At 70.3% G+C, this 14,004-nt stretch carries 13 protein-coding genes and 3 pseudogenes; 10 read left to right on the forward strand and 6 right to left on the reverse strand.

Features of this window, described 5'->3' with window-relative positions; translation table 11 throughout:
- Positions 1 to 248 precede the first annotated feature (248 nt).
- The 3 genes from HNP84_RS55290 to HNP84_RS28785 all read right to left on the reverse strand — a co-directional run bounded on the left by HNP84_RS55290 (position 249) and on the right by HNP84_RS28785 (position 2,659).
- Positions 249 to 383, reverse strand: coding sequence for a hypothetical protein (locus tag HNP84_RS55290; RefSeq protein WP_281396291.1), 135 nt, complete (start codon positions 381 to 383; stop codon positions 249 to 251).
- A 587-nt stretch (positions 384 to 970) separates the two neighbouring features.
- On the reverse strand, positions 971 to 1,672 hold the full coding sequence (locus HNP84_RS28780) for an SAM-dependent methyltransferase (RefSeq protein WP_185053082.1): 702 nt from the start codon (positions 1,670 to 1,672) through the stop codon (positions 971 to 973).
- Positions 1,673 to 1,834: 162 nt separating this feature from the next.
- Positions 1,835 to 2,659 (reverse strand): sulfite exporter TauE/SafE family protein, encoded by an 825-nt coding sequence (locus HNP84_RS28785; protein WP_185053083.1) that lies wholly within the window; start codon positions 2,657 to 2,659, stop codon positions 1,835 to 1,837.
- Positions 2,660 to 2,917: 258 nt separating this feature from the next.
- Here HNP84_RS28785 and HNP84_RS28790 point away from each other — a divergent pair, with 258 nt between their 5' ends.
- The 6 genes and pseudogenes from HNP84_RS28790 (at position 2,918) to HNP84_RS28815 (ending at position 8,242) form a co-directional block, all read left to right on the forward strand.
- Positions 2,918 to 3,649 (forward strand): hypothetical protein, encoded by a 732-nt coding sequence (locus HNP84_RS28790; RefSeq protein ID WP_185053084.1) that lies wholly within the window; start codon positions 2,918 to 2,920, stop codon positions 3,647 to 3,649.
- A gap of 26 nt (positions 3,650 to 3,675) precedes the next feature.
- Positions 3,676 to 3,945 (forward strand): hypothetical protein, encoded by a 270-nt coding sequence (locus HNP84_RS28795; protein WP_185053085.1) that lies wholly within the window; start codon positions 3,676 to 3,678, stop codon positions 3,943 to 3,945.
- 377 nt (positions 3,946 to 4,322) lie between these two features.
- Positions 4,323 to 5,792, forward strand: a complete 1,470-nt coding sequence (locus tag HNP84_RS28800) for a DUF1349 domain-containing protein (RefSeq protein ID WP_185053086.1) — start codon at positions 4,323 to 4,325, stop codon at positions 5,790 to 5,792.
- Between the two features lie 71 nt (positions 5,793 to 5,863).
- The gene (locus HNP84_RS55295; RefSeq protein ID WP_281396292.1) at positions 5,864 to 7,126 is read left to right on the forward strand and encodes a histidine kinase; all 1,263 of its coding nucleotides are present in this window, start codon (positions 5,864 to 5,866) and stop codon (positions 7,124 to 7,126) included.
- A gap of 203 nt (positions 7,127 to 7,329) precedes the next feature.
- A pseudogene (locus HNP84_RS56275) lies at positions 7,330 to 7,446 on the forward strand (response regulator transcription factor); the annotation flags it as partial.
- 135 nt (positions 7,447 to 7,581) lie between these two features.
- A pseudogene (locus tag HNP84_RS28815) lies at positions 7,582 to 8,242 on the forward strand (response regulator transcription factor).
- A 392-nt stretch (positions 8,243 to 8,634) separates the two neighbouring features.
- On the opposite strand, the gene HNP84_RS28820 reads toward HNP84_RS28815, so the two are convergent.
- Entirely contained in the window at positions 8,635 to 8,964 is a 330-nt protein-coding gene (locus tag HNP84_RS28820) for a putative quinol monooxygenase (RefSeq protein WP_185053087.1), read from the reverse strand.
- A gap of 152 nt (positions 8,965 to 9,116) precedes the next feature.
- Here HNP84_RS28820 and HNP84_RS28825 point away from each other — a divergent pair, with 152 nt between their 5' ends.
- From HNP84_RS28825 to HNP84_RS51345, 3 genes and pseudogenes are all read left to right on the forward strand, one after another.
- Positions 9,117 to 9,914 (forward strand): TetR/AcrR family transcriptional regulator, encoded by a 798-nt coding sequence (locus HNP84_RS28825; RefSeq protein ID WP_185053088.1) that lies wholly within the window; start codon positions 9,117 to 9,119, stop codon positions 9,912 to 9,914.
- Between the two features lie 147 nt (positions 9,915 to 10,061).
- Positions 10,062 to 10,235, forward strand: a pseudogene (locus HNP84_RS57065) (zinc finger domain-containing protein); the annotation flags it as partial.
- A 205-nt stretch (positions 10,236 to 10,440) separates the two neighbouring features.
- Entirely contained in the window at positions 10,441 to 10,644 is a 204-nt protein-coding gene (locus tag HNP84_RS51345; RefSeq protein ID WP_221336873.1) for a hypothetical protein, read from the forward strand.
- 383 nt (positions 10,645 to 11,027) lie between these two features.
- On the opposite strand, the gene HNP84_RS51350 is transcribed toward HNP84_RS51345, so the two are convergent.
- Positions 11,028 to 11,177, reverse strand: coding sequence for a helix-turn-helix domain-containing protein (locus HNP84_RS51350; protein ID WP_221336874.1), 150 nt, complete (start codon positions 11,175 to 11,177; stop codon positions 11,028 to 11,030).
- A gap of 206 nt (positions 11,178 to 11,383) precedes the next feature.
- Here HNP84_RS51350 and HNP84_RS57070 point away from each other — a divergent pair, with 206 nt between their 5' ends.
- Positions 11,384 to 12,877 (forward strand): amidohydrolase family protein, encoded by a 1,494-nt coding sequence (locus tag HNP84_RS57070; RefSeq protein ID WP_425586094.1) that lies wholly within the window; start codon positions 11,384 to 11,386, stop codon positions 12,875 to 12,877.
- Positions 12,878 to 12,887: 10 nt separating this feature from the next.
- Here HNP84_RS57070 and HNP84_RS28845 read toward each other — a convergent pair whose 3' ends face one another.
- Complete coding sequence (locus tag HNP84_RS28845; protein WP_185053089.1) at positions 12,888 to 13,805, reverse strand: alpha/beta hydrolase; 918 nt, start codon at positions 13,803 to 13,805, stop codon at positions 12,888 to 12,890.
- Between the last annotated feature and the right edge of the window lie 199 nt (positions 13,806 to 14,004).

The raw sequence follows: 14,004 nt of genomic DNA on the forward strand, positions 1-14,004 counted from the left end.
ATGTCAAGATCGCCGATCACTTGCCAACTTCATGACAACGAACGTGAGCAACTGCCAACTTCAGCAATCAAGGACACGGTAGGGGATAGGGGTGATGTTCGGTGCCACGGATTGGGCCACAGCATATTTCCGCTGGTTAATGGCATGGCTCAGGCACCCTGTGACAAGGTCGGTTAGCGTCTGGTGACGCGCTTTCCCTGGTCAGGAGCGAACCGCACACTTGCGACACGCGACAATGCGTCATGCGGTCACTGCTCGAAACGCGGCACTGCCTTGTACCGGCGTCGCAGCTTCTCGGCGCGCATCGTCTTCAGCTCATCGTCGGGCACCCACTCGACCCGCTTCTGATGGATCGCGCCCGACTCCGTTCGGGTCGTGTCCACCCACGTCACCAGGCACTCCCACTGCCCCGCGGAGCGGCGCCATGCGAGCAGGTACACCGCGCTCGAACAGCTCCCCCGGCGGCGTGTAGACGACCAGCGACGGGACCGTTACCGGGAACGCGGCGTCGTCGTACGGGTTCGGCCCATTCGCACGCGTGATCGAATCTGCCGCTACGTCACCATAGCGGGGAGGGGGTCGTGGCGCTGGTCGTGAGTTGATACCGAGGTCATGAGTGCTGCTGTAGGAGGCCGGGTCGCGTGGCGTTCAACATCCGCCACCATCCCGCCGGCGAACGGCCCGCGCGGGCTCCTCCTCAGGCGGGGTTCATCATGAACGCTGTTGAACGACGCCACCGCGGGGAGCGCTGATCGGGTTCTCGCGCACGTTCACCAGCACGACGGACTCGGCCAGCGCGACCTGGACGAAGACGATCGCCATGGACATCCCGCTCGGCATCGACCTGCTGTCGCTGCTGCTGCGCGAGTACGGGCCTGAAGGGACATCCGCATGACCGGGCGTGCCCCTTACCCGCGTGGCACCGCGGGTGACCGTGCTCGGTGGTCGCGCCTGGCGTGGGGAGGATAGATCACGCCTTGCGGGCGACCCCGCCCATGGCGGCCTCCTGGTCCTCCGGCACCTTGCCCACCTCCACCGGGTCCGGCCGCCACCTCGACGTCACCACCACGCCGGGTTCGACCAGATCCAGCCCCTCGAAAAAGCCCGCCAACTGCTCCGGCGAGCGCACATGGTAGGTGTTAGCCGATCTGGCGTTGTACGCCTTGATCGCCGCGTTCAGCGCCGGATTGGTGTTGACGCCGTCGCTGAGCGCCAGGTCACTACCCGGCGCCAGGGCGGCCATCAGCCGGTCGATCAGCCCTTTGGGATCGTCCCCATCGGAGATCTGTCCCATGATGCCCAGCATCATCAGCGCGATCGGCTGGTCGAAGTCCAGGTCGGACGCCGCGCCGCGCAGGATCACCTCAGGCTCGCGCACGTCGGCCTCGATGTAGTCGGTGACCCCTTCCGGGGCGCTGACCAGCAGAGCCTGGGCGTGGACCAGTACGAGCGGGTCGTTGTCGACGTAGACGATCCGCGATTCCGGTGCGATCCGCTGCGCGACCTCGTGGGTGTTGTCGGCGGTCGGTAGCCCGGTGCCGATGTCCAGGAACTGGCGGCTGGCCAGGATGCGCGAGGAGGCGGGGGATCGGGAGGAGGCCGAGCGGCTGGCCCGTGCCGCCGCCGACGCCGGCGATGTCTCGGCCCTGCGGGACCTGGCTGAGAAGCGCAAGCAGGAGAGGGCGGATGGTCAGTGGTCCGGCCTCCTCCGGTATGGGCTGGAGGCGGATGGCCGGGTGGCGGACCCGTTGCTCCGTCTCATCGAACTTGAGGCATGGAAACGCCATGACCTGCGGTGCCTCAGATTGGATGAGACGCAGGGTACCGCTCCTGTTCATCTCGGCGAGGCATGCCGGGCTACCTTCACTGCGGAGATCAGCAGGATGGCGGCGAGAGCGGGGATGAGGACGAGGTCGGGGATTACGCCGAGCAGCAGGCCGCCCAGCAGGGCGCCGATGATGGAGCCCGCGACCATGACCGCCACGAAGCGTAGGCTGGCGCCCAGCACGGCGAAGCTGCCATCGCGGCTGTAGCGGGCGAAGGCCACCAGCATCGTGGGCAAGGACACCAGTAGAGATAGGCTGCCCGCGGTCTTGATGTCCACGACGTACAGCAGCACGATCGTGGGGATCAACAGCTCCCCGCCGGCCACCCCCATGATCGCGGCGACCACACCGATGCCGAACCCCGCCGCCACTCCGGCGGCCGTCTGCACCGGGCCGGGTAGGGTCAGAGTGCCCAGGGCGCTGGTGTGGGTGAGCACCAGGGCTCCGGCCATGCCCACCATCAAGACCGCCAGCACCCGATACAGGGTGGCGCTACGCATCCGCACCGCCCACGACGCGCCGGCCCAGGCACCGATCAGGCTTCCGGCCAGCAGGTTGACCGCAATCGTCCAGTGTGCGCCCAGGTCAGTGAGAGGGACAGCGGCCAGACGGGCGGGCAGCGCAGTCAGTACCACGACCAGACTCATGGCCTTGTTCATGATGACCGCCGACAAGGCGGCGAACCCGAACACACTGATCAACAACGGCAGCCGGAACTCCGCCCCGCCCAGGCCGATCATCCCGCCCAGCACGCCCACTGCCGCCCCAGCAGCGAAGGCCGGCGGCAGCGGGCGCGCTGCACGAGCGGACACGCTGTCGTCGTTCGGGGCCATGGGCAACCACGCTCCTTTGCACCTCGCGCTCGCACCCTACTCACGGCCCGGCCCGACGACTCCGCGCGAGGCCGGTGGATGCGTCTCACCGATCATGAGGCAACTGAGCGAATACACCATGATCGGTGAGACGTGCCTCATGTGAGATGAGACGGGACACCCGTGGTGAGGCGGCCGTCATCGCCCGCAGCTGATAATGCCGTCGCCGGGGCGCCGGAACCCGGGGCGAAACTCAGCGGATAAGAAGGCGGGTTGCCCGTGAGCGCGACCACCCCCACCACGACGCCCCGCCCCGGGCCCCGCCTCATGGGCGCTCTGCCCGCCATCCAGCACCTGATCGAGCAGATGAGCACCGCCCTGGGCCCGGCGATGAACGACAGCTACGACGCCCGCGATGACCACGGCTCCGGCGACGGCTACACCGAGGCCATGTGGACGCTCCTCAAGGCCCTCACCTTCGCCGGTCAGGCCGCCCGCGCCGCGCACATCGGCGACATCGCGGAGCAGCGCGAGGTCGACACCGCCGCCTACAAGGCCGCCGGGTACGCCCGCCACGTCCGCGCCGCCGCCGCCGGCCCGGCCGAGCTGGCCGCCCTGGAGGCGTCCGTGGTGGAGACGCGCCAGGACCTGGGTGACGCGACGGTCGAGCGCATCACCGTCCGCGTCGGCGCCTACATGCAGGACAGCGACACCTTGATCGAGGACGAGCCGGCCATCACCCTCCTGGACGCCGACGCGCGCCCGGCCGTGACCTGGGCGGGCAGGCGCGGGCCGCTGGCCATCGACGGCCGCACCCAGCTCGACCTGGCCGCCGCCGACCAGACGACCGCCGCCGCCTACGATCGCTACCTGCGCGACACCGCGATCCAGGACGCCCTGGGCATCGAGGCGGACGACGCCCGATGGGCGTGCCCGTCGTCCCGCTCCACCCCGCCGGCGACGCCGCGGCCGCCGCCTGCGATGCCCTGGCCGCGGCGCACCGGCGCCTGAAGCGGTGCAAGCTCGCCCCCCGCACCGTGACCGCCTACAAGCGGCAGGCCGACGCGTACGTCACCTGGCTGCAGACCGACGGGGCCGAGCACGAGGACGCCTTCACCGACGTCGTCTGCGCCGAGGCCGCCGTCACCGCCTGGTGCCGGCACCTGATGATCGCCAAGGCCGCCCCGGCCACCATCAACCAGGCCCTGGCCGCCGCGGCGCCCGGGACCGCGCGATCGTGGCCACCATGCTGTACGCCGGGGCCTGGGTGGAAGAATGCGCCCAGTTGGAGGTCGCCGACGTGCTGATCACCGCCCGCACCGGGCACCTGCGCCTGCACGGCAAAGGCGATGAGGTCCGCACCGTCCCCCTCCCGCCACTTCCCTGACCGGCCACCAGGATCGCCAGGAGTAGCATGAAGCCTCCCACGGGGGGAGAGTCCAGCCGGCCCCGCGCCGTGCGGACCGATCAGCCGGGCCGGCCGGCGGGGCGCCGTCCCTCCGGCGAGGGATCCGCGTCCCTGACATCAGGGACGCGGAAGATGGCTCGGCGGCGTGACGCTTCCGCCGGGCCGGCTGCCTAGTGTGCCCGCCATGACAACAACGATCGAACTGGGCGGGCCCGCCTTCGACGCCCCGATCTCCCACCTGACGCCGCAACGGGCGGCTGCCACGGAGCCGGCGTCGTGATACGCGCGGAATGGACCAGGTTCAGGACGAGTCGCGGCCGGGTGATCGGCGCGGTGGCCGCGGCGCTGATCGTGCTGGCGTCGGGGCTGACGCTCGCCGCGACCGTCCGGGCCACGTGTGGAAAGTTCGACATCGCGAAGCGCGAGGTCATCGAGGAGCCCTGTCCGCAGCCCGTCCTCGGACCCGGCGGACAGGCCGTGGAGGACAGGTTCTTCTTCGTCCATCAGCCGCTGCGGGGCGACGGCAGCATCACCGCCCGAGTGAATTCGATGACAGGACGGATCAAGGAGCCTCCGCCACCCGGCACGGGAGGCGGGCCCGTGCCCGTTCCGGGCGTCGTGCCGTGGGCGAAGGCGGGCGTCATGGTCAAGGACGGCGTCAAGCAGGGCTCGCAGTACGCGGCCGTCATGGTGACCGCTCGGCACGGGGTGCGGATGCAGCACAACTTCACCGAGGACACCGCAGGCTCGGCCGGCGGCCATCCGCGCTGGCTGCGACTGACTCGTGCCGGTGACACGCTCACCGGGTTCGAGTCGGCCGACGGCAGGCAGTGGACCGAGGTGGGGAAGGCACGACTCGACGGATTGCCGGAGACGGTGGAGATCGGGCTGTTCGTCGCCTCACCGGGCGCGCTGACGATGTCCGGAGGAGGGCCCGAGTCGCGATTCTCCGAGGCCACCGCCGTCTTCGACCAGGTCAGCCCGCGAGGCGGCGCCTGGAAGCCCGACGACATCGGCGTCACGATGGAGCTCGACGGCGTGACACCGCACCACCCGGGGGCCTTCACCCGCGCGGGTGACACGTTCACCGTGACGGGGGTCGGCGACATCGCGCCCAGCGTGGACGGACAGCCCATCGAAAGGACGCTCCTCGGCGGGCTCGCGGGACTGATCGTGATGATCGTCGTGGCGGTCACGTTCGTGACCGCCGACTACAGGCACGGGCCGATCCGCCGGCATGGCGCCGATCTCGCGGCCAAGTCCGTGGTGATCGGCACGGTGGCCTTCCTCGCCGGAGTGATCCCCGCCGCCGTCGTGGTGCCGGCGAGCCTGGCGATGCTGCCGCCCAAGGGCATCCATCCAGTCCCTGTCGGCCTGCCGGCATATCTGCAGGTGATCGTCGGGACCGGCCTGTTGTTCGCCGCCGTCGCGGTGCTGTCCCTGGCGCTCGGCGCGCTGATCAAGCGGGCCGTCGTGGCGATCGTGGCGGCCGTGACGGTGGTCTTCCTGCCCTACGTCCTGGCGTTCGCGGGCGTGGGGGAGTGGCTGCTGGCGTTCACGCCCGCGGCGGGTTTCGCGGTCCAGCAGAGCGTACGCGAGTACGCGCACGTGCAGGCCTTCTACCTGCCGATCACGGGCTACTTCCCGCTGTCGCCGTGGGCCGGCTTCGGGGTGCTGTGCGCTTATGCCGCGCTGGCCCTGTGGGCGGCGACGCTCACCCGCCGAGGGGCGCTTCACCGGGCGTAGCTGACACGGGGGATCGCGGATCCCCCGTGCCGGGGATGTGGGCCGTGGCCGGGGCCGCGAGAATGGCCCGCATGGAGCGATGGATCAGATGGGCGTCCATCGGCCTTGTCCTGGTCGGAGTGGCGGAGGCGATCTTCCGGGCGCAGCGGGAGGTGCCGCCGCCCGACCGGGCCGTGTACGTCGTCGCCTTCATCGTGCTCGCGCTGGCGGGTACGCTCCCGCTCGCCATCGTGCGCAAGCAGCCCGTCGCCGCGGCGGTCGCGATGACCGCGGTCAACACGCTGACGGTCGCCGCCTTCCAGACGCTCACCTCCGGCGCGCTGGTCGCCCAGCTCATCGTCCTCTTCCTGCTGGGACGCGGCGGATCGCGGGTCATGGCGATCGTGCTGTCGCTGCCGTTCGCTCTCTTGGCGCTGATCGGCACGGCCACCGTGACCGATCCCGTCCCCGTCGGCGCGGCCCCGCAGGCGCCTCCCCCGGTTCCGCTCGAAGCCGTCAACGATCATCTGCGCTTCATGAGCGTGCTGCCGGGCGTGCTGGCCCCCGCGGCGGCCCTCGCCGGGATCGGGTGGCGTACCCGCCGGGAGACCGAGCAGATCACGGCCGAGAAGCAGATCATCGCGGACACCCGGCTGGAGCACCTGGCACGCGGCGAGCGTGCCCGGATCGCGGGCGAGCTCCACGACGTGGTGGCCCATCACATCTCCATGGTCGTGGTTCAGGCGGAGACCGCCCGCCTGGCCACGCCCGGCATGCCGGAGGAGGGCGCGGAGCGGCTCAAACGCATCGGCGACACGGCACGGGCCGCGCTGACCGAGATGCGCCGGCTGCTCGGCGTGCTTCGCGAGGACGCCGAGGCCGTCGTCGCCGTGCGCGAGCCGCAGCCCGGCCTGGGCGAGCTCGCCCGGCTGGTCGAGGAGGCGCGCGAGGTCGGCGGCGACGACATCCGCCTGATCACGACCGGCGAGCCGGCCCCCCTCGACCCGGGCGTGGAACTGGCCGCCTACCGCATCGTCCAGGAGGCGCTCACCAACGCACGCCGGCACGCGCCGGGTGCGGCCGTGGACGTCGAGCTGCGCTATACGTCCGAGGCGCTCGAGCTGGTGATCAGCGACGACGGGCCCGGCCCATCCGGCGCGGAGGGCCACGGCCTGACCGGTATGCGCGAGCGAGCGCTGGCCGCCGGCGGCGAGCCGGGGACGGCCCAGGACGGAGCCGAGGTGGTCCGGATGTGCGCCGAGCTCAAGCCGGACGTCGTGCTGATGGACATCCGCATGCCGGTCATGGACGGCATCGAGGCCACCCGGCGGCTGGAGGGCGGCCCCGGGTCCTGATCCTCACGACCTTCGACCTCGACGAGTACGTCTACGACGCCCCGCGCGCCGGGGCCGCCGGGTTCCTGCCGAAGGACGTCACGGCCGAGCGCCTGTTCGACGCCGTGCGCGTGATCGCCGCGGGCGAGGCCCTGCTGGCCCCGACGGTCACCCGCCGGCTGATCAGCGAGTTCGCCCGGCAGCGTCCCCAGCGGGAGACCGCCGTGCTCACCGACCTGACGCCCCGCGAGACCGAGGTCCTGCGCCTGGTCGCCGAGGGCTTGTCCAACCCCGAGATCGCGGCCCGCCTCACCGTCACAGAGGAGACCGTGAAGACCCACGTCAGCCGGGTCCTGAACAAGCTCGGCCTGCGCGACCGAACCCAGGCGGTGGTCGCCGCCTACGAGTCGGGTCTGGTCATCCGCGCGGCCGCATGCCACGCTGACCGGTCGCCGCCGCCTGCCCGACCATATCGAGTGGACCGCCTACTTCTAGTCCTGGCTGAGGACGGGATCCTGCTCCGGGAAGGGCCGGCCGGCCTGCTGGCGCGATTCGGCTTCGATGTCGTCGCCGCGGTCGGCGACGCCGATGCGCTCTGCCGGACCGTCGCCGAGCACGCACCGGACCTCGTGGTGACCGATATCCGGATGCCTCCGAATTACCAGGATGAGGGGTTGCGCGCCGCAGTCGAACCGCGGCGCCGCGACCCCAGCCTGGCCGTCGTCGTACTCAGCCAGTACGTCCAGCACGAGTATGCCGCCGAGTTGCTCGACTCCGGCGGCGGGCGTGGCGTGGGCTACCTGCTCAAGGATCGGGTGGTAGACGTGGCGGAGTTCGTCGCCACACTGAGGCAGGTGGCCGCCGGAGGGACCGTGGTCGCCCCTCAGGTGGTACGCCTGCTCCTGCGCCGCCATCGCGACCCGCTCGCCCGGCTGTCTCCCCGCGAGCGCGAGGTACTGGCGCTCATCGCGGAAGGCCACTCGAACATCCGCCATCGCCCAGTTGCTCACCATCACCGAGACCGCCGTGGGCAAACACACCGGCAACATTTTCGCCAAGCTGGACCTGCCACCCACCGACGACACCAACCGCCGGGTACTCGCCGTGCTGACCTACCTCAAGAGCAGCACCGGATAGTCCGCGCGGGCTCCGTCCGCTGCACCGTGCGCAGGTTTTTGAGGGACTTTGCGAGCGATCGCCTGTGGAAACAGTGATCGCGTCGCGGAGCTGGCCAGGCTCGACACCAGCGGTTGGCGGCCGCTGCGGCCCGCGCAGCTACGTGAGCTGGGGCTGGCACCCTGAACCGCCCGACCCGGTGCCGCTTGAGATGGGTGGGTGCGCTGTGCTGCGGGGCCTGTTCGGGGGCAGACCAAGTACGGGAGAAAGGGACAAGCATCCACTCCCACCGCGGCGTCCACGGCACCTACACCTTGTCCATGTCCGACCTCGCGCCCGGCCCTATCCGCGACCTCGGGACCCGAGTGCCGCCGAGAACACCGTGTCGGGCGCGCCCGGGGAGCTTCGGCTGCTCACCGCTGGGGCGGGTCGGCCGCCAGAATCGGGCTCCAGCCGTCGTGCCCGCTGTGGGCGTTGAGCATCTCGGGAGCGCCGGCGGTCATGTCCAGCAGTGCGGCCATCGTCGTCCTGAAGTGCTCAGAGTCCGTGTGCGCGGCCAACGCCTCGGGGTTGGTGTAGCCCTCGATCACCACATAGCGGTGCGGGTCATCCACGCTCTTGGACCACTCGATCAGGACATTGCCCGGCTCCGCCCGGGTGGCCTTGGTGAAGTCCTCGATCAGCGAGAGCCACGCCGCGTCCTGCTCGGGGCGCACGGTGAACTTGACGACGCTCAGAAGCACAGTTTCTCCAGGGATGACTAGTAGTCTCGGTTCTCGGTCACGGCCCGCGCGGTGCAGCCGGAGGCGGCCGAGACAGGACGCTAACGACATCCGTCCGGGCTTGGTAGTGCCAAATTTATCTAACAGTGTCAGGCAGACAGTAGGGTGTCTCCATGACGGACGACCCCGCGGCCTCTGTCGCCGGCCCGGCACCGCTCCGCCGGCGCCGGCGGGCCGCCGCGATCCGCGAGATCCTCGATGCGGCGCAGGAGCAAATCGCGCTGCACGGCCCCTCCGGCCTGTCCCTGCGATCGGTCGCGCGCAGCCTCGACATGACGGTGCAGGCGCTCTACCACTACTTCCCCAGTCGCGACGAGCTGATCACAGCACTGATCAGCGAGGCCTACCACGAGCTCGCCGACGCCGTCGCATCGGCGCTCGACACGGCGCCACCGGATGGCGACCTGCCGAGGTTCGTCATCGCCGCGGAGGCATTCCGGCGTTGGGGGCTCGACCACCCCGCACGCTTCCAGCTCATCTACGGAACGCCGCTCCTCCACTATCAGGCGCCCGCCGACGGCCGCACGACCGCCGGTCCCCGCAGGATCGCGGCGCTCTTCCTCCGCGAGTTGTTCGGAGTGTTCACGCAAGAGCAACTGGCCCGCACCGAGTTGCCGCCGCTGAGCCCCGAGCTACGCGCTCACCTCGCACAGTTGCCGCCCGAGGCGGCCGGCGGACTTCCGCCGCAGGCCGCCGCCCTCTTCATCAGCCTTTGGGGCCACCTGCACGGCCTCGTGGTCCTGGAGGTGTTTGGGCACACCGCCTTCATCGGCCCGCTACAGGCGGAGATCTTCCGCAACGCCATGCACACTCTGCTCGCCGACGCACGCCGCCGCGTACCCGCCCCGTCGGCCTCCGATCCGAACGCGTCGGTTTCCCACGTGTCGCAAAGACGTCACGGAGCTATGTAACTAGCGTGCCGCCCCATCGGATGATCATGGCTGTCGAGGCTTGTTTCATAAGTGGACACCGATGAAACGGGGCTTCCGGCCGGGCACGTCCAGGGCGAACCCTGTTTCATGAGCCGGTGCGAACGGGTGGCCGTCTGAAACGGTCTCATGGAACACTTCCGGGTGCACGACGACGACTTCCTCCGCGTGGAGGCCCACGCCTGCCCGATGACCTCATGTGCCGCCCCGGCCGGCTCTCCCTGCCGGGCCGGCAAGGGCAAGGCCGCCGTCCAGTGCCACACCGCCCGCTTCCGGCTCGTGCCCGCGTTCGCCAAGGCGCTCAACGTCCCGGCCCCGGCCATCCGCGAGCCGGGCACACCATGGATCGAACTGCCCCGCCCGGTCGCGGCCGACGCCGGACCGTGCGGGCACGCGCGGATCGGCCACGCCCGCGCCTCCACCGTCCGCCGGTCCCTGGACACCCGGCTCGACAATCCGCCCGCGCCCGCGGCAAGGCCATCGTCGGCGCCGCGTCACCGGCGAGCACATGCTGCCCATGGCCCTGCACCTGCGCGACCAGGACCTCGGCCTGCGGGACACCGCCGCCCGGCTCGTCATCACCAGCGGCAAGAAGAAGGGCCGTCACCCCTCGGCCGCGACCGTCCTGCGCATGCTGCGCGACCACGACCAGCAGACCGCCGCGAACGGACCGCCCCGGGCCCCGTCAAGGCCCTGGGACGGCCGGACGTGAGATGTCAGCTCCCCGATCGCCGGCCGCGACCTGGTCGTGGACCTGGTGCACCACGACGCGGCTGGTGACACGTCCGTTTATGACACCCGTACCCGCGTGCCGAATACCTGTTCAAGACCGCCTCCGCATGGCTCGACCCGCACCGCCAAGGGTGGATCCTGCATCAGCTGTGTCATTCAGCGCTCCAGCACCTCGCGCAAGCCGGACGCACCGCCCGAGCTCCAGGCCAGGAGCCGCCACCAGCACCTGGCCGGCCTCGGCCGCTTCGTACCGTCTCGGCGAAGAGACCTCCGCCCGCCTCACCGCCGACGCCGACCTCATCCAGCGGTGCCGCCCCCGCCGACCGCACCGCACCGTGCCGTGGCGTGGCGGCCGACCGCTCATCAGGCCGGCCACACCCGCAGAGCCTGCTCGTCATCGGAGCGTTCGCGGCCCTGTTCGAGGCGGGTGTAGTAGCCGGCGTTGACACCGGCCAGGACGGCGACCTCCTCACGGCGCAGCCCGGTGACTCTGCGCATGCCGTAGCCGGCCATACCGACGTCCTGCGGGAGCAGGCCCGCCCGGCGCGCGAAGGAAGTCTCCCAGATGGTTGTCAGGCATGTCTTCAGGCTATGCCGCGGGGCGGCATGCCGCCTGGGTGTGTCCCACCCAGGCAGCACGCGTCCTGGTCGATGGTCACCGACCTGCGCAGACTCGGTGGTGCGGGACGGATCCGCACTGATGATGGAAGGAGTCCACCATGGCGAAGGCCACCGAGGACGCCGCCGATGTGGTGGGCATGTGGGTGACCGCGGACGTACGAAGAAGAGGACCCCTCATGAATGCCGACGACACCACCAGTGCTGCCGTATTGGAGCGGCTCCAGCGCCGCTCCGCGGACCCTCGGCGGCGCATCCTGTTCACCGGTGCGACGATCGTGACCATGGACCCGGCTCTAGGCGTCCTGGACCGCGGCGACCTGCTCGTCGAGGGCGATACGATCGCCGCGGTCGGACCCGCGCTGAGCGCGGACGACGCCGTCGTGGTCGAATCCGCCGGCACGATTGTCGCGCCGGGATTCATAGACACCCACCGGCACGCCTGGGAGGCCCAGCTGCGACGGATCATGCCGGACGTCGACGACCTCGCCGGTTACGTCATGGCCACCTTGGCCGGATACGCCCGTGCGTACCGGCCTGAGGACATGTACATCGGCACCAAGCTCGCCGCGCTGACCGCGATCGACAGTGGCATCACCTGCATGCTCGACTTCTCCCACAACTCCCGCTCGGCCGAGCACTCCGACGCCGCCATCCAGGCCCTCCTCGACACCGGCATCCGCGGCGTGCACGCCTCGATGGGTCCGCACTTCGGCGACTGGGACCGCCAGTGGCCGAGCGACTTGAGGCGGCTCAAGAGCCAGTACTTCAGCAGCGATGACCAGTTGCTCACACTGCGCGTGGCGGCCCTGGCCACGGACGAGATCGCCGGGCCTGCTCTCGCCTACGGCCCCGACCTCGCCCGCGTGGCCCAGGACCTGGGCATCGGCGTAAGCGTCGACGCCGTCTTCGGTACGTCCTCCTCGGAGGCCGTACTGCGTTGGGCCGAGGAGGGCATCCTCAACCCCGGCGTCACCCTCATCCACGCCACCGGCCTGACCACCGAGGCGTGGAAGACCATGGCGGCAACGGGCACCACAGTGGCGCTGGCCCCCACCTCCGACGCGCAGATCGGGCTGGAGACGGCAATCCCCGCAGTGGACGAGGCGCTGTCGGCCGGCATCCGCCCCGGTCTGAGCATCGACGTCGAAGTCGCCCTGGCCAGCGACATGTTCACCCAGATGCGAGCCCTGCACGCCATCCAGCGGATGCGCCGTCAACGCCTCCTACGGCACCGGCCGGCCGCCCTCCCGGATCACCACTCACGACGTACTGGACTTCGCAACCCGTCAGGGCGCCCGCACCAACGGACTGGAGAGCATGACCGGTTCACTCACCCCCGGCAAGAAGGCCGACCTCCAGATCATCCAGGCGGAAGCCCTCAACAACATGCCGCTCAACGACCCTGTCGGCACTGTGGTCCTGGGCTCCGACGCCCGCAACATCAGCGCCGTCCTCGTCAACGGCGAACCCCGCAAGTGGAACGGCCACGTCCTCGGCGTCGACCTGCCCGCTTTGCGCAACGAGGTGCAGGCCTCGCGCGCGCACGTCCTGAACGCCACCACCAGGTAACCCTCCCCGTTGTCAGCGCGTAGGCCGGGTGGTTCATCCGGCCAGGTGCTTGCCGAAGAACTCGGCGAGCTTGGCGACGGCGCGGGTGACGTATTCGTCCTTGTCGTACAGGTCGATGTGCGTGGCGCCGTCGATGACGACCAGTTCCTTGGGCTCGGCCGCCCGCTCGATCGCTTCCCGGCTGAAGTAGGCGCTCTCCGCCTCGGAACCGACGATCATCAGCAGGGGGCGGGGCGAGATCAGCTCGATCATCGCGTACGAGTCGTACTGGGCGAGCTGGTCGACGCTGCGCAGCACCCAGCCCTGGACCGCACGAGGGTGGTGGCCGCGCGGGGTGCGGTAGAACTCGAACGTCTCGCGGAACTGCCTGGTGGCGGTCGCCAGCAGTTCCTCGGCGTTGTCGGGAATCCATGCCACCATCTCCGGGGCCGCGCCACGTGCCTCGGCGGTGCGCGCCGCACCGGCTTGGTCGAGCAGGGCCTTGAGGATCGCAGGGTCCTGGGTGCGGCCCAGTCCTTCACGGATCACCGAGCCCATGTCCACGGCGCTGACCGTGGCCACGCTCTTGATGCGGTGATCGGTCTGCGCGGCGTAGGGGACGTAGCCGCCGGACGCGCAGATGCCCAGTGCTCCGATACGGTCCGGATCGATGTCGTCTCGGGTGGTCAGGTAGGTCACGGCGGACTTGACGTCCTCGGCGCGCTGGAACGGGTTTTCCATGCCGCGCGGCTCGCCCTCGCTCTCGCCCTGGTAGGCGGCGTCGAACACGAGCGCGGCGAATCCCGCGCGGGCCAGACGCTCGGTGTAGACGCTCGGGCTCTGCTCCTTCACACCGCCTCCCGGATGGGAGATGACGACGGCCGGCAGCCGGCCGTCCACGTGGTCGTCGGGGGTGAAGAGAATCCCGGCGAGGTCGAGGGCGTTGCTGGGGAAGGTGACGCTGGTCTTCACGGTGGGTGTCTCCTGACGCAGATGGGGAAGCGCTGTGACCGCGACGGCGCGGATCCCTCCAGCGGGACCTCCAGCGGGGCTTCGTCCTCCGGGCGGTCCGTCCGCCGGCCACGTCACCGACACTCGCACGCGGTACGCGGGCGGGTAAGGGGCGTCTTCTGTCCCCGGACACCGCGGTCCTGGGACACGGCAGGCCCAC

It is taken from the genome of Thermocatellispora tengchongensis (genome assembly GCF_014202315.1).
GTDB lineage: Bacteria > Actinomycetota > Actinomycetes > Streptosporangiales > Streptosporangiaceae > Thermocatellispora > Thermocatellispora tengchongensis.